A 21,138-nucleotide genomic window follows, 5' to 3' on the forward strand; every position below is an offset into this window, starting at 1 on the left:
TATTGACTGCCTGATTTCAATGTATGAAGGCAGTTCTCAAACCAATTCGGTACGAACTAGCAAGCGGGTAAGAATACCATGACAACACTTTTAGCAATCTCTATTACTACTGGCATTCTCTCTGGCGTGTGGGGCTGGATCGCGATCTCCCTAGGCCTGTTATCTTGGGCTGGCTTTCTTGGCTGTACAAGCTACTTTGCATCCCCGACAAGTGGCTTAAAAGGCTTAGGAATTAGCTTAATTACCAACTTGAGTGGTGTTTTTTGGGCAATGGTGATCATCTACGGTTCTACTTACGCTGGGCTAGAGATTCTTGGCTACGTAATTACTGCTGTTGTTGCGTTTTTCATGTGTATTCAAGCCAAGCAAGCTTGGTTAGCGTACATTCCTGGTACTTTCATTGGCTCATGCGCGACTTTCGCTGCTGATGGCAACTGGCAACTTGTCGTTCCATCACTGATCTTAGGTGGTGTGTTTGGTTACCTGATGAAAGCGACGGGACTTTGGTTACATGCGAAATCAGCCGCTACTTCTTCGCTTGCTGAGCAAGTACAGTAGTGAACCCCCGATCTTATTTGTATCCGCTGTGTATTGAGACTTATCCCGCTCAATACAGTTAATCAAAATTATTGATTCTTGATACGAGCACACCAAATTGGTGTGCTTTTTTTATGTTTGTATTTCCGTCCGCTTATCTGCAACACAAGTCATGGGCACGATCAGGTGTTGCCGTTCGCCATCGTTACTACTCGTTTTAGGGTCCAACGAAGCAAGACAGGGATGCATTCGACACCTCGTTCTTCGCAATGGGCAACGATAGCAAGGGCTAAATCTGGCTTCGCTTGTTTCTTCAAAACACGATTAACCACTTTTTTCGCAGGGATCGGGTGGTCATGAGGGATCTTAACAATGTCTTTAAAGAACAATTCGAACCCGTTGTTATACAAGAAGTGTTCAATGTCTCGATCTGGCAATTCGGTTAAGCGATGGCGTTCCTGATCATTATCTAAGTGCGCTCGAACCGTATGTGCGTATTTTTTCCCCGCGGGGTCTCCATCGGTAACAACGTGCCAATCAATCCCAAACTCTTTGGCCACTTTGATGAGTGACTTCAAACCAGACTGTGCAAACTCAACAATTTGAACACCCTCCGCCGCTAAATCATATCCGCATTGGCGGGCGAGTTCGTTAAATAGCCATACTTCAGTTTCTCCCTCAACCAATAACCAACAGCGAGCAAAGAGTGCACCAGCACGGTGGAAGCGAATGTGGAAGCCAATCCGTCTCAATTGATCGACACTAAAGCGGTTAGTATTGAGTGACTTTGCAACGGTCTTGTCTGATAAACGAACTAAACGTCGGATAGAGGCCAATGGAACAGAACCGAGCAAACGGGCACTGTTGGTGGTAAGAATTTTCTGCATTGGTAATAGCTGCAACAAACTCCAAGCACGCGATAAGTGGGTAGGGTGTAAACGACCTTCCGGATCTTCAATAATCAAAATAGGGCGAGCGCAGCGCCTCAAGTCGGTTGGACCTTTTGCTTGCAAATACGCGTTTAGTAAGCCCATTAAAAGCAATCGACTTTGTTTGTTGTTGGTTTCTTTAAGAAACTGCGCAAGGCCTTTTTCAGAGGAGGGGCTCGCATAGAACAATCCGTCGCGTGGCTTTCTTGGGTTGCCTTTTTTAACACTTCGGAAAGCAAAGTAGTGTTCAACCAAAGTTTGCATGGAGCCTAGACTACTTCGTACCTCACCTTTGTTGACGTGGCCGGGCATGGCAACTAAACGACGACAAGTGTTGTTAATCCGTTTTTCAATACGTGCATTTTTGCTGTCTCCATTGGTGGGAGGAGCAGGGAAACGACGTGAGTCTCGTAGACGAATCACTGGATGCAGCGTCATGAGTTCAACCGCGAGCTTTTCTGAATGGTGCAGTTGTTTTGGTTCGCCGTCGCAATCTAGAAAGGCGTACTTTGTCGTCGTGTTATGGCCGTCTCGCGTGGCACTTATACGGTAATAAATGACGTGCTCATTGTCTGCATTGATACACCATGTCGGCTTTATACGACGGTAACGACCAGCATTCACTTCTTGTTTATCTTGCGCCTTAAAACACAGGATAATTTGTAAATGCTGCGATTGCGGATGGGCGATGGCGTAGTCAACGTGGAAATCAGTCATCTCAAACTGATAAAGAGAACCGTCAGCAGGAAGGGCAAGCGAAAGCGCATCAAGTAATGATGATTTGCCCCAAGTATTTTCACCAATCAAGGTGGTGAGTTCGTCAAAAGAGAGTGAAAGGCGTTTGATGCCTCTAAACCCAGAGATTTCGATGCGTTCTAGTCTCATCTCACTCCTCCTTGCAATTATTTGAATTATAGAGAGTTCTTTTGCTTCTCCTAAGCATATATGAAATTGGTCTAATCGAGTTAAGCTCAGTTCACAAAATTAAGAGCATTCACCCTAGGAATGCAGACCGTTTAGGCGTAAAGTCGCTTTCATAATTGTACGCAAGATGAATCTTGATCACGTTAAAATGAAATGACAATTTCTCTGTTTCATAAAATTCATGATTCTGTCATGATTCAATTCTAATAATTAAAAGGAATGAAAAGAGAGAAGATGACAATGAATAAAAATCATAAGCCAGTCAGAATCAAACTGGCGCACATCAATGACACACATTCCTACTTTGAACCAACGTCATTACAACTAAAACTCAATATCGATAACGAACGTACACTGGAGCCTTACGTGAGCGCTGGTGGTTTTTCGCGTATTGCAACACGCGTAGAACAGCTTCGCGATGATGCTCAACGCCAAGGTCAGGGCATGTTGTTCCTTCATGCTGGTGACTGTTTTCAAGGCACGTTGTATTTTTCCCTATTTAAAGGCAAAGCAAACGCTGATCTGTTAAATGCTCTAAACATCGATGCCATGGCTTTAGGCAATCATGAATTAGATATGGGGAATGAGCCAGTCGCGTTGTTTTGTCAACGTACTCACTTTCCACTGCTTGCGGGCAATTGGGATTTGTCGAATGAGTTATCGAGCAAAGATCACCGTATGAGTGATTGTGATAATGTACTGAGCTTCGATACTGCAACTCAAAGTGCGCAATATTTGGTCAAAGAATTTGATGGCGAGAGAGTGGCCATTTTCGGTTTGTCTATTGATAAGATGAGCGACATCGCAAACCCAGATTCGGATACACCATTCATATCTGCAATTGAAACCGCAAAGCATACGGTTGAACAGATTAACCAAGCGGGTATCAAAAATATCATTCTTTTAAGCCACTTAGGTTACGAAGGCGATCTTGAATTAGCATCCAAAGTAGAAGGTATTGGCATTATTGTCGGCGGTCACAGTCATAGGTTACAGGGTGACTTTACCGCTATTGGTCTAGGTCAAGACGACCCTTATGGCATTAAAGTTAATGACACTTACGTTGTGCAAGCTGGTTATCATGCGCTGACGATGGGGCATTGTGTGCTTGAGTTTGATGAAAGCGGCAAACCGACCATGCTAAATGGCCAAAATGAGTTGTTGCTTGGACGTCGAATCTTTTGGGACTCAACGTTAAACGAGCAGCTCGATCAAGGTGTGTTTGAGGAAGCGTGTGACTTTATTCATGGTCAGCCAAATGTGGTGGTGTGTAAGAAGCACCCTGAAACACAGGCAATTTTGAGTGATAAATACATTCCGCGAGTGCGCAAGTTGCAAGCACAAGTCATTGCAAACGTAGTGCAGAAAAAGCGTCATGTTCGAGTGCCCGATGAATTCGGTGGTAGCGAGCTTGCGCCATCCGTTACACACTCCTTTCTTTATAGTTTGAACAAACGTGGTCATCAGGTTCAATTTGCAATTCATAATGCGGGTGGGGTGCGCACTTCTCTCAATCCGGGAAAGATCACCGTGGCAGATGTTGCCGGACGATTGTTGCCATTTGCCGTGCCAATCGGCTGTTATGATGTGCAAGGTAAAGCGATTCGTCTAGCATTGGAAGGCGCAATCAATAATGCACTCAACAATGGCGTTGAAGGCACTGGTTCTGGTAGCTACCCATATACGCATAACTTGAGCTTTGATTACGATGCGGGTGCGGCCAAAGGACAACGCATTAAAAAGTTAGAAATTTTTGATGGGGATCGTTGGTCACTGATTCAAGAAGAAGAGTGGTATCGCGGGGCATCCTCGGCCTACACAATGAAAGGTAAAGAAGGCTATGAGGCATTGCTGGATATGAAAGGTGAAGGGTTTGTGAGTAACCTTTCTATGGCCGATTGTTTCATTGAATTACTGACCGATGAACCAAACTGTTTGAACGAAAATCACAAAGTTTATTCCCAAAAGAACCAGTAAAGCTTATTGGTATCTTTTTTGCTCTCTTTCTGTTGCACATGCGATTAAGAGGGAAGAGAGTATGTGGAAAAAAGATTGGGCTGATGCAGCGGTCGTCGTTGCGTGGGTCGCGGTTTGGTCAACACTGGTTTATTTTGTACCATTAACTGGTTTGTAAACCCGATAAGTCATCAAAAAGGAGCACAGCAGTGCTCCTTTTTTTTATTTATCATCCAGTTGATAGGTGCTGCTGATAACCGTTCTTCACAAAATACTTTGTTTTTATCGATAAGTAATTTTTGTTGGAGATCGCTGCAGGCAGGGGTATGATGGCGGCGTTTGGGGAGTAGTTAGCGCAAGTTTATTTATCGTCATCTCGTTAAGCATCAGCTTATCCGGTAAATAAAGGTGATACTTGATTCATCAAGTCGTCACTTCAACGAGACCAACGCATTCATTGATTAGCAGACACATGGGTAATGTGACTGCTGGTTTGTATTGTTTGCGGAAGGTCAGCCCGAATAATGTCCTTCCGCACGGGAGGAAGCATGTCTCTTATCGAAAATACCACCCAATTATCCCAGTCTGTTCCACTGCAAGAATCACTGACAATGTACGGTGTATTCGGCCTATTTACTTTGGTTTTAGTCGCTCTCGATATCTATCAGACTCGTGGCGGCGTGATTACCATGAAAAAAGCGATTGGTTGGAGCGTATTCTGGTTCTTATTAGCGTTTGTCTTTGCAGGTTCTATCTATTTCTTTTGGGATTATTACGCGCCTCATAGCGTTTATACTCACGAAAAGGCGACCATATCATTTTGCTTGAGAAATCGTTAAGTGTCGACAACTTGTTTGTTTTTGCGATTATCTTTGCGCAATACAAGGTGCCAGAACATTTACGTCCTCGTGCTTTACTGTGGGGTGTCATTGGTGCGTTAGTGCTACGTGCAATCATGATTGCTGTTGGTGCGCAGTTGTTGGCTCAATACCACTGGGTGCTTTACCTATTCGCGGCATTCCTAATTTGGACTGGTATCAAGTTAGCGCGAGATAAAGGCGAAGAAGAAGAGGTGAACCCTTATCCTGAGCAATTCATTCGCAAGTTCTTGCCAGTGACAGACGAGTATCAAGGCAACCACTTGATCTTAAAACAAGCAGGTAAGTGGGTTGCAACGCCAATGTTGATCGTTGTTGGTGTGATTGCGGTGATGGACGTTATGTTCGCTCTGGATTCTATCCCTGCGATCTTCGCTGTCACACGCGAACCGTTCCTAGTTTTAGCGGCAAACGTATTTGCTCTACTTGGCTTACGTTCATTGTACTTTGTACTTCAAGCGATGTTGGATAAGTTTGTTTACCTAAAACCAGCGTTGTCAGTCATCATGATCTTTATCGGTATCAAGATGCTGCTAGTTGGAACTCAATATGAAATCCCGACGGTTTGGTCATTAACGTTCTTGGTTACGGTCATGACGGCGGCGGTTATTGCGTCTATTTATAAGAACAAATCTAACGATAATTCTAGCGTTAATATTACTAATCAGAACTCTTGATGATTTTGTAAATTCAAAAACACTGGAAAACGATTTCAGTTAAAAAAATGTTGCATTTAAACTTGGATTTACCTACGTAAATCCAAGTTATTCAACTAAAGATTTCAATTTATGAATAACTATTCATTTTAGTGGCTTTTGTATTCTGGGTATTTGTAAATACCTTGTTTCATTAGAAAAACTAATTTGAATGAGCAAATTTTGTCATTTTTTGCTCAATGAAAAAATGACTAATATACAACCAACGAAACAAATTACTGCTTTTAAAGAGAGGCAATCATGGCACAAGCAATGCAAATGACAAATGTAGCTTTACCAACCTCTATGGATAAGAAAACCTACTCGGTTAACTTCAAAGGATTGATTGCTCACCTACTAGACATTCTTTTTGTAGACAATTCTGCACCTCGCAGCTATTACGCAGAAGATTTGTCAGCACATATTCAGAAAGATATCGGTATGTATCGTTAATCTGAATATAAAGCGAATTCGAAATGCCGGCTTAATTTGCCGGCATTTTTGTATCTGAAATCTACACTTGTAAAACAGTATTGAAAGCTATCTTTAGGTAGCACGGTCATAGTCAGTAGTTACAAGAAGGAACTGTCTATGATTGCTATATCAACTTTGTCTATTCTAGCGAGCCTTTCTGCTTCTCAAATATGGTCTCATGAGGGTCGGCCTGCCCAAGTCATCGAACTGTTTACTTCAGAAGGTTGCTCTAGTTGTCCACCTGCAGACAAATACCTTTCCACGTTCGAATCCAACCCTGATTTGTGGGGAAAGTACATTCCCATTGCCTACCACGTTGACTATTGGGACTATCTTGGCTGGAAAGACAAATTTGCAAAGCCTGAATTCTCTCAGCTGCAACGTTTGTATCGTGCTTATGGCGCGGTGGGGAGTGTTTATACTCCGGCATTTGTCGTTGATGGTAAAGAATGGCGCGGCTTCTTCAACTGGCGTGAGCGTGTGTTACCAAGCAATCACAACGATAAAGCCCAATCTTTGGTTCTAGAGCGATCTGGCAACCAATTCACCCTACGATTTGAAGAGGTGGGTATGTATGATGCGGCGATTGTATTTCTCTCAAATAATGAAACCACACCAGTGAAAAGGGGTGAGAATAGAGGTAAAGTCCTTGAGCATAATTTTGTGGTATTAGAGAAACAACAAAGTCGTTCAGAGAATGGACAGTGGACGTTTAAGCTCAGTCAACCGTTAGATAATATTGATGCCGTTGCGGCGTGGGTGACTGAGCCTAGTACCTTTAACCGCGTACAGACGGTTGCAGGAGACATTGATTAGAATGTTTACACTGCGTTTTTCCAATCCACCAACGCTTTGATGTGTTCTGGGCCGATACCGCAGCATCCACCAATGACGGTTGCTCCTTTTGCATACCATTCTTTGGCAAATTCGACGTATTCTTTTGGAGTAAGTTCGCGCATGGACTGAAGTGCACTATTCGCTTCATGATCAGATTTAATTGCAGTAAAGTTATTTGCATAAACGCCAATATCAATATTGCTCTTGTGTTTGTTTAAGATAGCGTTGGTGTCGCTGACTGCTTTTGCCATTACCTCTGGTACCGAACAGTTGAAGTATATACCACGTGTATTAACCGAAGCATTGGCCACCACTTGTTCAATGGCTTGCGTTACGGTTTCTCCGGAACGAAGGAGTGCGGTGCTTGACACGTCGTCGTTGAGAGAAAAAGCATAAACGACCGGTTTATTGCTGCTATTAAAGACGTTTTGCAAACAAGTGAGCTCCTCTAGGCTGCAGATCGTTTCCGCAATCCAGATCGCGACATAGTCATCTTGTGCTTTCAGTAACGTTTCGAAGATCTGTTCGCCTTGCTCTTTTTCAAACAGGTCAGGGCGATAGCTACCAAATGCGGGGGGAATACAGCCTGCGACGACAATGTCGTTTGGTGATTGATTTGCGCATTCTTGTGCAATCTGAGCCGCTTGACGAGCAAGTTCACTACCACGTTGTTCGTAGAGTGTTTCACCAAGATGAAACGGTACACAAGCATAACTGTTGGCGATAATGATCTCCGCCCCAGCATTGATAAAGCTTTGGTGCGCCTGATAGACGTACTCGGGAGATTCAATCAGAGCTTGAGCGCTCCATTGTGGCTGCGAGAAAGGTGCCCCAATGCGTTTGAGTTCACGGCCCATACCACCATCAAGAATGGTTAACTTCTTCATACAACAATCCATCTTAATTTGTTCCTTCTCGAACCATAATCGAAAATGCTTGAGAGCGAAAGCGAGGAATGACAGCGATAAAATAGATAAGTAGAAGAAAGCGGAAGTTAGAAACGAAAACGGGGTCCCAATTGGAACCCCGTTAAACTTCGAAAGTAATATCGAGATTACTTCTTACGGCAGTACTCAGCGATCACGTACATTGACTGACCGCCGTTTGCCTTACCTGAAACAAGTTTAGGATCATCACCAAGGCTGATACCACGAATAACAGTACCTTGTTTGATTACTTGGTTTGTACCTTTAACTGGTAGGTCTTTGATTACGGTTACGTCGTCACCTTTTTTAAGTTCAGTGCCGTTGCAGTCAACCGTTTTGTCGTCAGCAGACATACCTTTCATTGCCCAGTTCATTTGCTCTTCTTCCATGTACATCATGTCAAGAGCATCTTGAGCCCAGCTTTCAGAGTTTAGGCGAGTAAGTTGGCGCCATGCAGTGACTTGTACCGCTGGTACTTGGCTCCACATGCTGTCGTTTAGGCAGCGCCAGTGGTTAATGTCTTTAGGATCTTCGATCTCACCATGACACTTATCACAAACCATGATAGCAGTATCAACAGTCACGTTACCGTGTGGTGGAACAGCAAATGCTGTTAGTTGAGATTCAGAAGAACACAGTTCACATTTTGACTCGCAGCGAGCAAGCAAAGTAGCTTCGATAGACATAAGGACTCACCTTAGTAATGTTTTTTTGGTGGCGGTATTATCCACTTTATCCTGAGAAATAAAAGGGTGTTAGAGAATTAAAGGCGAGATTTTACAATATTCCAACCTGAAAGGAGTGAAGATGTAAAATATTCGCTAACCAAATAATAGTGAGAATATAAATAAGGGTGTTGATTGTTTTGAATGATGAATTAGTTGCATTGATAAAGGCTATTGGTTTCAAGTTGAGTTATTCAGGGTGAATGAGAAGTGCCCTCTGTTTTCCAGAGGGCACTGTGTTTTATCGTTCAATGATCTGTACAACTTGGTCTTTAGAAATGCTCATTTCTTTTCCATCTACGTCCTCATATTCGTACATACCAGTATCTTCATTGAGATCTGGCTTGCCGTAAGAGGTAATGATTTTCCCTTCATTCGTTGACATAAGATATTGGCTGCTACCGCAAGCGGCAAGAAGTAGTGCAGTGGCAATCACGGTCAATACGCGCATAGAGTTTTCCTTTTTAAACAAGTGAGTTAGACAAAGACATCGACTTAACTATAGCAGAGGAAATATGAGTGGGTTTGAATAGCACTGAAACGAAAAAGCCCAGTCGAAACTGGGCTTTGGTATTGCTAAAGATACTTACTTAAGTACAGAGGTATTGGTGACACCAGTTAACATATCATCCATTAGGAAGTCAGCATTTTCCATCTGCATTTCTACATGATGGTCTAAGTCAGCCAGTGTTCCCCCCGGGGATGCAAACGTGCTGTGTGTCGCTGTCGCATTAAATTGAACAAAGCTAGCAGAAGGAGATACCGCAGTATTTGCACTGTTCACAGTCGTTAGCCCAAGTTTAGCCGCAAGAGGTTCAGTACCCGCGAATGGTGCGTTTGCAACATTGTTTGGTACGGTATCGTCACCATCGACTTCTGTCATAAAGAATGGTGTTGATAGCGAACCTGAAGCCATTAGGTCACTCGCGTTAGTAAATGGATCAACCGTATCTAACGTCGTTTGTGCCGCATAGATAAAGCTAGAGAAGCCAGCGTTTAATTTAGCTAAGTCTTCAGCACTCGCGTTTGCTTCAAAAAACTCGTAACACTCTTTGTCTGACTTTCCGGTACAAGATGCATCAGCGTAATCAGCGTAGTCTGCTGATGCTGCATAAGCTAAGTTGTGTTTGATCTGCGGGCCAAAGTTAGACGAACCAAGCAGTAGGTTACCAATTTGGCCACCTGCGTTTTGAATTGATGCGCCGCTGAATGTGTACAACGCGTCTGCCGTTGGGCTACCCAATGTGTTGTTCGCCGCTGCTACTGCAGAAGTACCGACGATACCACCCAATGAGTGACCAAGCATCTTCACTTTTGAACCCGTCATCGGGTTAAAGCCTTGAAGCGGGCTGCTTGCCAGAAGGCCAGCTTGCGCTGAAACAACTAAGCTTACACGTAAACCCAGCACATCGAGCACGCTTTGGCGAAGGTTATCACGCGCCACTGCTAGGTTAGAAAGGTTCAGGTAAGCCAGTACATCTGCGTTGGCAGAGCGTTGGTCATCTAAACTACGAGTACCATGGATTGGTAGATCGATTGCAATAACAGCAACACCTGCTTTAACCATATTAAAAGCAAAAGAGTACGCATTTTCTTTAGCTGATGTAATACCGTGTTGGTAAATCACGACATCTGTAGGTGTGCCAGTTTGCGGTGTAAACAACAAGAACTCTACGTCTTCGAGTGATTTAACCTCTGGTACAGGTGAATAACGAGTGATAATACGGTCGCTATCCAATTGTGTTCCGTCCGTTAGATACAGAGTCGAACCAACAAGCTTTAACTGCTCTGTCGGGTCCGTAGCTAACTTAGTGACATCTACAGGATCATCGGCAAATACACCTGTAGAAAGCTGTTGAACCATGTTCGCTTGTTCGCCTTCATCCGCTAGTGCAGCACTGACTTTAGCAAGGCTAGGCATTGCAGAAACCATTGGTTGCATGTTCCAGTAAGCGCCTTTCTCTAGATAATGAGGCAGTTTTGCAACACCTTGTGTCACATTGACCGCCACGTTAGCGCCAGCATATAAACCTTTGATTGCTGTTTTAGCTGCATCCAGGTCACTAACGTACTTGTTAAAGTCTTCATCAGCGTCAAGTGCTGTAATAAAGTCTTGTGTCGTCCCCATTGTCAGAGTGTATGCGGTAGAAAGGTCAATAGCACCTTCATTTGCGTCGTTTTTGTACACAGTATTTAACGTATTAGCACCAGTAGCAAAACCGGTTGCCGTGACGCCTTTCACAGCAGCAAGCGTATCGCCTACAGATTGTGTGCTAAACCATGATGAGTAAACAATATCAGCAGGGTTGACACTTGCGAGTCCGAAAATACCCTCTACTGCTGTCGTTGCTGCCTGTACTGAAGCTAAGTCACCAGTCTCATAAACGATCTCTTTCGTTTTACCTGTCGCATAGCTTCCTGACGTACCAATTGGATTTCCGTTTACGTCTTGAATCGCTTGAGTTACCGCGAAGATGTATTCGCCAGATTCGTCCAAAGAGTTCATAAACTGAATGTACAGAGAATTGCCGCTCGCTTGTACAACGTAGTCAGTACCCAGCGTAAGTACTTTTTCGATTGGGTTTGAAGCGCCATCCCAATCGGTAAGACGTTGGTTTATCTTAATAACGCTGATACCAGAAGTAACAAGGCCGTCAGCAAAACCATCGCCATTGAAGTTAAGAACGATTGGCATAGACGTTGACCAACCATCCATTGTGTTCATGGCAGCTAGGGGATTGGTTAATGCATCGTCCCCGCCTGTTGGAAGGCCAAGCGTTCCGTCTGTGCTATCCATCAATAAGTAAGATGGCGCAGGAACGTCTGCATCTGCACCTTGCAATGTAAAGCTAATCGATGTGTTGCGGTCAAGTAGCGCTTGTACTTCGGGCTCAAACGTCGGCGTATCTGATGTACCAGAGCTCGATGTATTGTCACCACAACCTGCAAGTAGGATTGCAGAACAAAGCAGTGATAGTTTAAACGTATGTTTCATTGGTTTACTCCGTTAATCCTAATTACTTGAACGTGTAGTTCATTTGTACAGCACTGATGTAGGCCGTACCTTCTGAATCAAAAGTGATCTCTTGATCCGCGGCGTTGGTTTCAGTAAACGAGCCAGACTTACTCTTGACGAAAGCAAAACCTGCATCGAAGGTTAGGTTTTCTTTCATTGCATAAGTCACGCCTGCGCTGTACCAAAAACGGTCGCTATCAGGGATACTCAATGTGGCTTCACCGGCTTGCTCGTCATAGGCGATACCCGCGCGAAGTGTCCATTGGTTGTTCAGAGTGTATGTACCACCGAAGGAGTAACGGTTGTTGTCTTCGTATTTTTCAGGTTTGAAGAAGCAGACACCACCAGCACAATCTTTACTGGTTGCTTTTAATTCTTTAAATGTGCTCCAGTCCGTTTGTTGCCATCCGTAATGGATCGCCCACGTTTCGTTTAACTGATGGAATGCAGAAAGTTCGATAATAGACGGAAGAGAAATTTGCAGACGGCCATCTACTTTTGCAGCGTTGGCGACACCAGAGTCATAGCTGCTGAATTCACCTTCATCAAAGTCAAGGTCCACTTTAGAGCGGTAACCAAAGCCAAAGCGGTTGTTTTCATCCAGCTCGTATAAAGCGCCAATGTTCCAACCCCAAGCAAACGTGTCGCCTTCCATACCAATGAGGTTGTCTGATTTCTTGCTGTCAGGACCAAATAGCGGAGCAAGTGCACCTTTGTGGCGAGTTAACTCTGCGTGTGCGTATACCAAGTTAATACCACCACCAACGCTGAATTGCTCGTTAATGCGATAAGCGATATTAGGGTTTAGGTTGACGGAAAGTAGGGAGGTATCACCCGCCATATCACCGGCAGAGATGTCATCTGGGTAATCAGTAGCAACACCATAGGTAGTGAACATACCAATACCCCAAGCCCATTGATCATTGATTGGGCTGATGTAGTAACCCGCTGGAACGATTTGTAGCGGAGCCACGTCGTCAGCGTGCTCTTTATGGTAAGTGTCGTAGACGTTAACTTCAGGGTCGACAATAGACAGTGCACCTGAAAATTGAGCTTCTTTAAAAAGTGTCATCGCAGCTGGGTTACGTGCTAATACGCTTGCATTATCCGCAACCGCGCCTTCACCTGAAAATGCTCTACCAAGACCAGATGCCGAGTGCTCAGCAACCTGAAAGCCCGCCGATTGGGCATTACACGCAAACAATATTGAAATTGTAAGCAGAGAGCAGTGCTTCTTGTTCATCCTTGACCCTCCTAGGGTGTCATTATGTTAGACCGAAGTCTTTGTAATTGTTGTGTAGCGATTACACCAGCTGTTGTCGGTTCGAATTACAACTGCGATGTAACGATAATGTTAATTGTATGTTTATTAACTTGTCAAAGATCATACCTATATTACGTTTTAAATTTGATGCATAGGTCAAATGGTATTTAGTAAGGCCATGTATTATGGTGATATTTTTATAACAAATGGTACGACCAGAGTTTTTTTGTAAATCTGATGGTTAAATGATAGTCAAACACTAGTTGTTAACATGCTTTTCGTTCGATTCCTTTACAGGCATAATCCGCACTTCGTGTTTATCGCATTGGGAATAGCGTGGAATTACTACACATTGAATTTCTTGGGAGACCATTGAGATTAGAAGGGTCAATGGCTGGATGGCAGCAGTTGTTTTGGGATAACACTTTGGTATCGCAAATTGATGCCAGTGAGGATGATTCAGGCAAAACCTCACATCAATTTAAGCTTTCTTCAGCGGAAGAGATCTTATCTTGCCAACTCGACTGTGAGCTAAATTGGCAACCGTTTGATTTCAAATATCAAGCGTTTGTCGACGATGTTTTGGTTACCGAAGGGACAAGAAACGAAAAAGACATTGAGCGTCAGATACCGGTTGAAGCGCCGCCAACCGAAAAGCGTTTTAGTTTAATTGGTATGGTGTCACTGGGGATGAAAGCACTGAAGAGTGCGAAAGTCATCAAGGTCGCACTTGCATCGGCAAGTCTAGCAGCGTACTCCTGGTTATTTTCCATTGAGTTTGCTTTGGCATTGTTGGCGTGTCTTGTTTTTCACGAATACGGGCACATTAAGGCGATGAAGTACTTCGGCATGAAGACCAAAGGAATTTATCTCATCCCGTTTCTTGGTGGTTTAGCGCTGAGTGATGAAAAGATAAATACTCGATGGCAAGACGTGGTTATTTCTATAATGGGGCCGTTCTTTGGCTTGGTGCTTAGTATCATTTTCACCGTTCTTTACTGGATGACTGGAGAAATGATCTTCGCAGGGTTGGCAGTGTTTAATGCACTGTTAAACCTTTTCAACCTATTGCCGATTCTACCTTTAGATGGTGGTCACGTCTTAAAAAGTATTACCTTTTCAATGAACACTTGGGTCGGGCTTGTCGGTAGTATTCTTGCAGCATTGTTTGGAATCTATATCAGTTACACGTTTGGTTTAACGTTATTAGGGTTTCTATTAATGATGGGCATGTTGGAAGTGGTAATGGAATGGCGAACGCGACATCATAGCCACTTATTGCCGTTAACTCGTTATGGCCAACTGTTCTCGTTTGCATGGTACTTAGTATCCGTCGGTGGTTTTGTGGCGATCATTTGGTACTTTGCTGGGTTAGGAGATAGCTTACTCAGTTTGCCATTGCAAATTCTGGGCACCTAATTTTCGCTCTCGAGCTGACCAATCTCATCTGAAGCAGGGACCATAAAGGCAAGAGCTAAAAAGAAAGCTCCGGTAGGTTTTAGCCTAACGGAGCTTTCGTGTTTTTGGTGTTAGATTAATTATGTATTTTTACGTAATACAACCTAAAACATTAAATTACCCGCACTTCGGAGCTTTCACGGTAGAAGCTGGCAAGGTTTTAATGGTGGCCTGCAAATCTCTGATACGAGTGTTATGCGATGGGTGAGTTGAGAAGAATTCAGGTGGTTGCGCACCACCGGCTTTGCCCATATTTTGCCAAAGATCGACGCTCTGATTCGGGTCGAATCCCGCCTTTGCCATAAAGCCAAGGCCAACAATATCCGCTTCCGACTCTTGAGTTCTACCATAAGGAAGAATCACACCATACTGAACACCAACACCTAATGCCGCCATGGTCATTTGCTGGTATTGCTTGTATTCAGAGGCGCCAATTGCAACATTAGCAAGGGACAACCCTGCGTTGGTGAGTTGGCTTTGAGAGAGGCGTTCGTTACTGTGATCCGCTAGGACGTGAGCAACCTCGTGGCCAATAACGGTTGCGAGTTGGTCTTGGTTTTTAGCGACTTTCAACAGTCCTGTGTATACGCCAATTTTGCCACCGGGTAACGCAAAGGCGTTCACTTGGTCACTATCAAAGACAACCACTTCCCAATCTTTAAACCCAGCTTGTGGTGGAATGGTATCAGTGATTTGTTTTGCAACACATTGAACGTATACATTGGTTTTCTTGTCTTTGCTGATCGGGATCTCTTTTTTCATTTGATCAAACGATTTTGCACCAAGTGAAGACATTTCTTGATCAGAAAACATTAAAATCTGATTGCGGCCAGTAGGGGAAGAACTGCACGCTGTTAAGCCAGCTATAGTGAAAAGCACTGATGCTTTAATCCATGTTCTCATAGTGGGTTCCATATAAATATTTTCTGTTTTGTACCAATAGTATAACGCTTAGTAAAGAAACTTTAAGCCATTATGTTGATCACGTTGAACGATGTGTTTCGTCTTGAAGTGATGTTACGATCGGGACTATCCTAGAGGCACTTCAAATCGAGATTGCCAGTGGTTGTAACTGGTTAGAATAAGAGCGAAAACATGAGTATTTGGAAAAAGCCAATGAGCTTGGAGGTTCTTAACGCTACGTCTAAGAACACCATGATGGAACATCTGCAAATCGTCTATACCGACTTCACTGACGACTCGCTTACCGCGACCATGCCTGTGTGCAGCTTTACTCATCAGCCATTAGGGATGCTTCATGGTGGTGCATCGGTTGTGTTAGCAGAAACGTTAGGCTCACTTGCCGCTAATTTCTGTGTGGGCGAAGGCAGTTACTGCGTTGGCTTAGACATTAATGCCAACCATGTGCGTGCGATGAGAAGCGGTTACGTTATTGGGACGGCTACACCAGTGCATTTAGGCGTATCTACACAAGTTTGGCAGATCAATATTACCGACGAACGAGAACGTTTGGTTTGCACCAGTCGTTTGACCATTGCAGTCAAACATCAAAAAGAAAAGACAGCGTAATTCAACGAAGGTAAGGCATGGTTATCGAATTTTCTCTGGGTAAGATCATCGCAACCCAACGTGAAATTGTCATCAAGTTAACCGGTTCGGGTATGGTTACGATGCAAGCCCAAACTGATGCAATTCAATTGCTTGGTCGTGGTGCGAATGTGGTGTTAGCACATGGCGCAGAAACAAAATGGTCGATCAAACTCGACGATGAAGATCAATTACGCCAAGTAGCGCAAGAAATTGGTATCGACATTCAATAATTTCACTCCCGAGGTTTGCACTTTTTGCAAAAAATGAGGAAACTTAGTTTATCGCAATGAAAACTAAAATTTCCTCTTTATGAGCAGTCCTCGTTTACGTGTTCAATTCGAAACACTGTTTGAAAAATTTTCTGGTAATGACACGGAAGTTCAACTCGAAGACATTACCGAAGCGCTCTTTTGTACTCGACGTAATGCCCGAATCGTTCTCAATAAATTAGAGGAAGAAGGGTGGATTGAGTGGCATCCTGCCGCTGGTCGAGGAAAACTCTCTAAACTTGTCTTTAAACGTAATCGCAGTGACGTGAGTGAAAACTTGGCTCGTCGTTATCTTGATGAAGGAAAAATTGGGCAAGCTTTAGAAGCGTTAGACAATGATGCCGCCAAACTGACTCAGGTAATCCAAGGCTACCTTGGTTTGCAGCACCGTCAGGGTGAGCAAGTCGTCCGTTTGCCTTACTATCGGCCATTAGCCATGTTGAATCCTCAGAAACCGATGCGTCGGTCTGAGCAACATATTGCCCGACAAGTATTCAGCGGTTTGACTAAGCTCGACGACAACGAACAACTGCAGCCGGATTTGGCGCACTATTGGGAAGCGCTATCCGATACCCATTGGCGTTTTTATTTGCGCCGAGGTGTTCGTTTCCATAATGGAGAGTTGCTCACGACGGACTGTGTTATTGAAAGCATTTATGCATTGAGTGGCTTGAATCTGTTTTCTCATATAGAAAAAGTGATTTCACCAGAACCGTGGACGGTGGACATCCATCTTGTACGTCCTGATAAGTATTTGCCCCTCGCGTTGAGTGAGTCTCAGGCGAAAGTCCTGCTTCCCAAGACGCTTCGCTCAGAAGAGTTTGATCGAAAACCCGTCGGTACAGGGCCATTTCAAGTCAAAGTAAACGATGACAAACGACTAATATTAACAGCGTTTGACGGTTATTTTGGACTACGTCCACTACTTGACCAAGTCGAAGTCTGGGTGATTGATGAAGCGTACTCTTCGATGGTTTACCCAAGCTTGTCAAAACCACAAATGGACAAACAAGCCTCCACCGACGAAGTCGAACTGGACCCAGGCTGTACCTTTTTACTACTCAATAAAAACAAAGGGATAGCGAAAGATCCACGTTGGGCAGAGTTCCTAAGTCAGGTATTGAACAGCTATCAAATTTACTCTCTTGTGCCACAAGATAAGGTCATCGAACTCGGAGTGCTACAAGCATTTGGATTGAAACCTGGTTGGATAGATCTTAAGCCGACAATGGGAGGTGATGCGCCTCAAAAAGAGAAAACGATTTGTGTTGCTTATCAGAAAAAACACCCAATGTTTCCGGTCATCGGGAAGGCCATTAAAACACTGTTAAAGCCGCATGGTATCGATGTAGATTTCATTCGCTATGATACTCAGCCGCCTTCCCCAGAAGAAGTGGATATTTGGATTAAAGCCATGGGCATTGCCACAAATCGCAATGATGCACTAGCAGGTTGGCTACTAGACTACAGTGATATCGATAAATTTAGCGCAGGGTACGACTTTTCTGGATGGGCAACGCTGGTGGATCAGTGGCGAGCAGGGCAACACAATGATTTTCCTGCACGAGAGCTTGGTCGACAATTAGTGAAAAGTTGCCAAGTCATCCCGATGTTCCACTGCTGGCTTGGCGTAAACAAAGACCACAGTGGCGCATTACAAAACGCCAAATGCAACGCACTAGGCTGGTTCGACTTTAGCAATGTATGGGTAAAACCAGAAATAGAGAAAAATGGCGAAACCGAATAAAAAACAACCGACAAAAACCGTCGAAATATACTGCGCAAAATGCAAAGCTCAGCTGTTTAAATACCGTAAAGGAGGAAAGGGGGCTTTGGTCAAATGTTTTAAAGAACGTATTGTCGAAGACTTCACTAAAGTGCCGTGTGTTTGTCCGGGTTGCGAGCAAGAGTTTGCACGAGATACGTTGGTAAGAGGAACGCCCGCCTTCAAGATGATTGGCGGTAAGGTCACGATGAAATAAGAGTCAGTTATGAACGAACAACACGATTACTGCATGGTACTGAGTACAGCGGGTACACAACAAAACCGAGATGAAATTATCAACGGTCTACTAGAGGCTAAACTCGCTGCGTGCATTCAAACTATGCCAATAGAAAGTCATTATGTGTGGAAAGGGGAAATTTGCAGCGATAACGAATGGCTCATGGTGATTAAGACGCGGCGTGATTTGTATGCATTAGTGGAAGACAAAATAAAAGACCTGCACGAATATGAAGTTGCTCAAATCGTACAGGTCCCAATTGTCGAAGGGTTTAATCCGTATTTAGAATGGCTTCGCCAATCGACGTTGAGTTGTCAGTAATAACAAAGAAACTATCGCACCCATGGTGTCGCACAACATGTCTTTCTGGGCATCCCAAATATCGCCCTGTGATCCCAGAAAGGCAATGCCTTCATCTCCACCTGCAATCGCGGCGTACCACCATTCAATGATCTCGTAGCCAGCCGCTAAAGACATGATTGCAAACAAAGCAAACCAAGAAGCGAAGCTTGCGCTGATTTTCTTTTTATTAATCAGATATTCAGCGATTGGGTATGCGTATAAGCCAATAGAAAAGTGCGCGACTCGGTCGAAGTTGTTGCGCTCAGATCCAATCAAATTGTTAAACCAGTCAAAGGGGACTTCTGCGAACGTGTATTTTGCGCCAATGGTATGTAAGCAAAGCCAAATGAACATCAATACGTAAGCGGTGTTACTGAATTGGTAACGAATAGACAGTGCCCAAATCGCGATGAGAATACCAATGGCTGGTACGATTTCGGCAAACCACACCGCTCGAGAGCTCGGCTCTAACGCTGAAAACAGAAATACGACGGCATAGAAAATGGTTAAACCCAATAAGGTAGAAGTATTCTTCATAGAGAAATTGATCCTTCAATTAAATACTGACGTTATGATTACACTTAATTGAACGCTGTGCAATTGTTTGTTTTATCAAAATAATGATTACTGTTTTTGTTGATATATTGGCAAACTGCTCAACAATAAAACGTTTGCGCGGAAACATTTCATTAAAGTTTGATTTACAACATGCCCATCCATAGAATTCACGACTCAGTCTAATAAAAAAGAAGTAAAGTCATGAAACTGGAAACTGTCGATTATCTTGCTGACGATGCTGCTCAACAGTTCGTCACCTCACTACGTGAAACTGGGTTCGGTGTATTAAAAAACCACCCAATCCCACAAGAGCTGGTCGAGTCAATTTACAAAAACTGGTACGAGTTTTTCAGCTCAGCGCAAAAAAACGATTTCCAATTTAATGTTGAAACACAAGACGGTTATTTTCCACCTTCCGTTTCTGAAGTTGCGAAAGGCCACAGCGTAAAAGACATCAAAGAGTACTTCCATGTATACCCATGGGGTCAGATCCCTGTGCAGCTAGAAAAAGAAATCTTAGAGTATTACGAACGTGCGAACGCATTTGCTCAAGAATTACTTGGCTGGGTAGAAGAGTACGCACCGAAAGAGGTTCAAGAGAAGTTTTCTATTGCGCTGTCTGAAATGATCAACAATAGCGACAAAACATTGCTACGCGTTTTGCATTACCCACCAATGACGGGTGAAGAAGAACCGGGAGCAATTCGCGCTGCGGCTCATGAAGACATCAACTTACTCACGGTGCTGCCTGCGGCAAATGAGCCGGGCTTGCAAGTTAAGAGCAAAGAAGGTGATTGGTTAGATGTGCCTTGTGACTTTGGTAATATGATCATCAACATTGGTGACATGCTACAAGAAGCGTCAGGGGGTTACTTCCCATCAACGACACACCGAGTCATCAACCCAACGGGTGGTCGTCAAGAGAACTCCCGCATTTCTTTGCCGTTATTCCTCCATCCAAAGCCTGATACAGTGCTTTCGGAACGTTACACAGCACATAGTTACCTGATGGAACGACTACGAGAACTCGGCGTTATTTAAACCAATGAGATCTTCGTTCAAAAGGCCGACCGTTTCTTACTGTCGGCCTTTTTGTGTTTATGGTACAAATTGACTAGCTTTAGAGAATACACCGTGAAAACAAAGAGGATACATGGACGAACAACATGACGTTTGCCAACGTGGTCATCATGATATGGAAAACCCATTGTTATGGCCGATTCTCGAAATCCTCAAAAAGAAACCTTCAGGCTGGAAAGTGCATACTCTAGCTCATGAATTAAGTGAGCATGGTTACATTGCCCAATTAGACTCATCTCCAGATAAAGATCTCTTCAAACGTAACTTCTTGTTGATGAATGCGCTCTTTCAATTACAAGAAACGTTATATCCAGAAGGTTGGCTGCAAGTTGAAGCCATGGACATCGTGTTAATGTCCTCATTAGAAGCTACGCGCCATACTATCGATACGACGAATCCGTTACGAGAATACTACCTCGACTGGAGTAATTATGAAGCCAACGAAGGAGAGGTACGCCGATTGCTGAATGACTTTTGGAATCGCTATCAACACTTCATTGGTGGCTCATCCAGTTCTTGTATTGATAGGTCCAAAGCGTTGAGTCTGTTTGAGTTAGGGCGTGACGCGACAAGAGTGGAGATCCGTAGGCAATGGCGAAAATTAGCGTTGCGTTGGCATCCAGATAGAGAAAACGGCAGCGCAGAACGCTTTCGTGTGCTGTGTGATGCGTGGAACGTATTAAGAAACGGATAGTTAACTAACCTGAGATCGGTTT

20 protein-coding genes and 1 pseudogene are annotated in these 21,138 nt (G+C 43.9%); 13 read left to right on the forward strand and 8 right to left on the reverse strand.

All coding sequences use genetic code 11. From position 1 onward, the window contains the following. Positions 1–78: 78 nt before the first annotated feature. Positions 79–558: a DUF1097 domain-containing protein gene (locus BCT11_RS06440; RefSeq protein WP_038877926.1), complete on the forward strand. Its 480-nt coding sequence runs from the start codon at positions 79–81 to the stop codon at positions 556–558. Positions 559–719: 161 nt separating this feature from the next. Here the strand turns inward: BCT11_RS06440 and BCT11_RS06445 are convergent, their stop codons facing one another. After that, positions 720–2,351 (reverse strand): ATP-dependent endonuclease, encoded by a 1,632-nt coding sequence (locus BCT11_RS06445; protein WP_039976767.1) that lies wholly within the window; start codon positions 2,349–2,351, stop codon positions 720–722. A 273-nt stretch (positions 2,352–2,624) separates the two neighbouring features. Here BCT11_RS06445 and BCT11_RS06450 point away from each other — a divergent pair, with 273 nt between their 5' ends. From BCT11_RS06450 to BCT11_RS06465, 4 genes and pseudogenes are all read left to right on the forward strand, one after another. Next, the gene (locus tag BCT11_RS06450) at positions 2,625–4,367 is read left to right on the forward strand and encodes a bifunctional UDP-sugar hydrolase/5'-nucleotidase (RefSeq protein WP_102387674.1); all 1,743 of its coding nucleotides are present in this window, start codon (positions 2,625–2,627) and stop codon (positions 4,365–4,367) included. A 527-nt stretch (positions 4,368–4,894) separates the two neighbouring features. Continuing rightward, positions 4,895–5,901: pseudogene (locus BCT11_RS06455) on the forward strand (TerC/Alx family metal homeostasis membrane protein). Positions 5,902–6,180: 279 nt separating this feature from the next. Next, positions 6,181–6,372 carry a hypothetical protein gene (locus BCT11_RS06460; RefSeq protein ID WP_005424996.1) on the forward strand — a complete coding sequence of 64 codons (192 nt, stop codon included), beginning with the start codon at positions 6,181–6,183 and terminating at the stop codon, positions 6,370–6,372. A gap of 138 nt (positions 6,373–6,510) precedes the next feature. Beyond that, a complete protein-coding gene (locus BCT11_RS06465) occupies positions 6,511–7,209 on the forward strand; it encodes a DUF1223 domain-containing protein (RefSeq protein WP_102387675.1) in 699 nt (232 codons plus the stop codon). A 5-nt stretch (positions 7,210–7,214) separates the two neighbouring features. Here BCT11_RS06465 and BCT11_RS06470 read toward each other — a convergent pair whose 3' ends face one another. The 5 genes from BCT11_RS06470 to BCT11_RS06490 form a co-directional block, all read right to left on the reverse strand. Continuing rightward, positions 7,215–8,117 carry a homocysteine S-methyltransferase family protein gene (locus tag BCT11_RS06470; RefSeq protein WP_045405428.1) on the reverse strand — a complete coding sequence of 301 codons (903 nt, stop codon included), beginning with the start codon at positions 8,115–8,117 and terminating at the stop codon, positions 7,215–7,217. 167 nt (positions 8,118–8,284) lie between these two features. Continuing rightward, positions 8,285–8,842, reverse strand: a complete 558-nt coding sequence (locus BCT11_RS06475) for an alkylphosphonate utilization protein (RefSeq protein ID WP_038870769.1) — start codon at positions 8,840–8,842, stop codon at positions 8,285–8,287. Between the two features lie 280 nt (positions 8,843–9,122). After that, the gene (locus BCT11_RS06480) at positions 9,123–9,332 is read right to left on the reverse strand and encodes a YgdI/YgdR family lipoprotein (protein ID WP_005435119.1); all 210 of its coding nucleotides are present in this window, start codon (positions 9,330–9,332) and stop codon (positions 9,123–9,125) included. Positions 9,333–9,467: 135 nt separating this feature from the next. Next, positions 9,468–11,876, reverse strand: coding sequence for a VolA/Pla-1 family phospholipase (locus BCT11_RS06485; protein ID WP_102387676.1), 2,409 nt, complete (start codon positions 11,874–11,876; stop codon positions 9,468–9,470). A gap of 22 nt (positions 11,877–11,898) precedes the next feature. Then, entirely contained in the window at positions 11,899–13,140 is a 1,242-nt protein-coding gene (locus tag BCT11_RS06490; RefSeq protein ID WP_038877918.1) for an outer membrane protein transport protein, read from the reverse strand. A gap of 411 nt (positions 13,141–13,551) precedes the next feature. Between BCT11_RS06490 and BCT11_RS06495 the strand changes: the two genes are divergently transcribed. Next, positions 13,552–14,580, forward strand: coding sequence for a site-2 protease family protein (locus tag BCT11_RS06495; protein ID WP_042604196.1), 1,029 nt, complete (start codon positions 13,552–13,554; stop codon positions 14,578–14,580). A gap of 156 nt (positions 14,581–14,736) precedes the next feature. On the opposite strand, the gene BCT11_RS06500 is transcribed toward BCT11_RS06495, so the two are convergent. Further along, positions 14,737–15,522: a M48 family metallopeptidase gene (locus BCT11_RS06500; protein WP_102387683.1), complete on the reverse strand. Its 786-nt coding sequence runs from the start codon at positions 15,520–15,522 to the stop codon at positions 14,737–14,739. Positions 15,523–15,714: 192 nt separating this feature from the next. Here BCT11_RS06500 and BCT11_RS06505 point away from each other — a divergent pair, with 192 nt between their 5' ends. From BCT11_RS06505 to cutA, 5 genes are all read left to right on the forward strand, one after another. Then, positions 15,715–16,149: a hotdog fold thioesterase gene (locus BCT11_RS06505; RefSeq protein ID WP_038870760.1), complete on the forward strand. Its 435-nt coding sequence runs from the start codon at positions 15,715–15,717 to the stop codon at positions 16,147–16,149. A gap of 17 nt (positions 16,150–16,166) precedes the next feature. Then, positions 16,167–16,400 carry a DUF3389 domain-containing protein gene (locus tag BCT11_RS06510; RefSeq protein WP_038870757.1) on the forward strand — a complete coding sequence of 78 codons (234 nt, stop codon included), beginning with the start codon at positions 16,167–16,169 and terminating at the stop codon, positions 16,398–16,400. Between the two features lie 79 nt (positions 16,401–16,479). Then, complete coding sequence (locus tag BCT11_RS06515) at positions 16,480–18,186, forward strand: SgrR family transcriptional regulator (protein WP_042604198.1); 1,707 nt, start codon at positions 16,480–16,482, stop codon at positions 18,184–18,186. Next, positions 18,170–18,421 carry a hypothetical protein gene (locus tag BCT11_RS06520; RefSeq protein ID WP_038870753.1) on the forward strand — a complete coding sequence of 84 codons (252 nt, stop codon included), beginning with the start codon at positions 18,170–18,172 and terminating at the stop codon, positions 18,419–18,421. Before BCT11_RS06515 ends, BCT11_RS06520 begins: the two co-directional genes overlap by 17 nt. 9 nt (positions 18,422–18,430) lie before the next feature. After that, entirely contained in the window at positions 18,431–18,763 is a 333-nt protein-coding gene (gene cutA, locus BCT11_RS06525) for a divalent-cation tolerance protein CutA (RefSeq protein ID WP_042604199.1), read from the forward strand. On the opposite strand, the gene BCT11_RS06530 is transcribed toward cutA, so the two are convergent. After that, the gene (locus BCT11_RS06530; protein WP_038870750.1) at positions 18,725–19,321 is read right to left on the reverse strand and encodes a DUF2238 domain-containing protein; all 597 of its coding nucleotides are present in this window, start codon (positions 19,319–19,321) and stop codon (positions 18,725–18,727) included. The two genes, cutA and BCT11_RS06530, sit on opposite strands and share 39 nt — an antisense overlap. A gap of 222 nt (positions 19,322–19,543) precedes the next feature. On the opposite strand from BCT11_RS06530, the gene BCT11_RS06535 reads away from it, so the two are divergent. Then, positions 19,544–20,383 (forward strand): 2OG-Fe(II) oxygenase family protein, encoded by an 840-nt coding sequence (locus tag BCT11_RS06535; protein ID WP_038870749.1) that lies wholly within the window; start codon positions 19,544–19,546, stop codon positions 20,381–20,383. 112 nt (positions 20,384–20,495) lie between these two features. Then, positions 20,496–21,116, forward strand: coding sequence for a DNA-J related domain-containing protein (locus BCT11_RS06540; protein ID WP_042604200.1), 621 nt, complete (start codon positions 20,496–20,498; stop codon positions 21,114–21,116). Positions 21,117–21,138 lie beyond the last annotated feature (22 nt).

It is taken from the genome of Vibrio sp. 10N.222.52.B12 (assembly GCF_002875385.1).
Classification (GTDB): Bacteria; Pseudomonadota; Gammaproteobacteria; order Enterobacterales; family Vibrionaceae; genus Vibrio; species Vibrio jasicida.

Coding starts and splice junctions, on each gene's coding strand:
- BCT11_RS06505 (WP_038870760.1), top strand. CDS start 15,715: ATGAGTATTTGGAAAAAGCCAATGAGCTTGGAGGTTCTTAACGCTACG.
- BCT11_RS06445 (WP_039976767.1), bottom strand. CDS start 2,351: ATGAGACTAGAACGCATCGAAATCTCTGGGTTTAGAGGCATCAAACGC.
- BCT11_RS06535 (WP_038870749.1), top strand. CDS start 19,544: ATGAAACTGGAAACTGTCGATTATCTTGCTGACGATGCTGCTCAACAG.
- BCT11_RS06485 (WP_102387676.1), bottom strand. CDS start 11,876: ATGAAACATACGTTTAAACTATCACTGCTTTGTTCTGCAATCCTACTT.
- BCT11_RS06500 (WP_102387683.1), bottom strand. CDS start 15,522: ATGAGAACATGGATTAAAGCATCAGTGCTTTTCACTATAGCTGGCTTA.
- BCT11_RS06495 (WP_042604196.1), top strand. CDS start 13,552: ATGGCTGGATGGCAGCAGTTGTTTTGGGATAACACTTTGGTATCGCAA.
- BCT11_RS06520 (WP_038870753.1), top strand. CDS start 18,170: ATGGCGAAACCGAATAAAAAACAACCGACAAAAACCGTCGAAATATAC.
- BCT11_RS06530 (WP_038870750.1), bottom strand. CDS start 19,321: ATGAAGAATACTTCTACCTTATTGGGTTTAACCATTTTCTATGCCGTC.
- BCT11_RS06440 (WP_038877926.1), top strand. CDS start 79: ATGACAACACTTTTAGCAATCTCTATTACTACTGGCATTCTCTCTGGC.
- BCT11_RS06510 (WP_038870757.1), top strand. CDS start 16,167: ATGGTTATCGAATTTTCTCTGGGTAAGATCATCGCAACCCAACGTGAA.
- cutA (WP_042604199.1), top strand. CDS start 18,431: ATGAACGAACAACACGATTACTGCATGGTACTGAGTACAGCGGGTACA.
- BCT11_RS06470 (WP_045405428.1), bottom strand. CDS start 8,117: ATGAAGAAGTTAACCATTCTTGATGGTGGTATGGGCCGTGAACTCAAA.
- BCT11_RS06450 (WP_102387674.1), top strand. CDS start 2,625: ATGACAATGAATAAAAATCATAAGCCAGTCAGAATCAAACTGGCGCAC.
- BCT11_RS06480 (WP_005435119.1), bottom strand. CDS start 9,332: ATGCGCGTATTGACCGTGATTGCCACTGCACTACTTCTTGCCGCTTGC.
- BCT11_RS06465 (WP_102387675.1), top strand. CDS start 6,511: ATGATTGCTATATCAACTTTGTCTATTCTAGCGAGCCTTTCTGCTTCT.
- BCT11_RS06460 (WP_005424996.1), top strand. CDS start 6,181: ATGGCACAAGCAATGCAAATGACAAATGTAGCTTTACCAACCTCTATG.
- BCT11_RS06490 (WP_038877918.1), bottom strand. CDS start 13,140: ATGAACAAGAAGCACTGCTCTCTGCTTACAATTTCAATATTGTTTGCG.
- BCT11_RS06540 (WP_042604200.1), top strand. CDS start 20,496: ATGGACGAACAACATGACGTTTGCCAACGTGGTCATCATGATATGGAA.
- BCT11_RS06515 (WP_042604198.1), top strand. CDS start 16,480: ATGAGCAGTCCTCGTTTACGTGTTCAATTCGAAACACTGTTTGAAAAA.
- BCT11_RS06475 (WP_038870769.1), bottom strand. CDS start 8,842: ATGTCTATCGAAGCTACTTTGCTTGCTCGCTGCGAGTCAAAATGTGAA.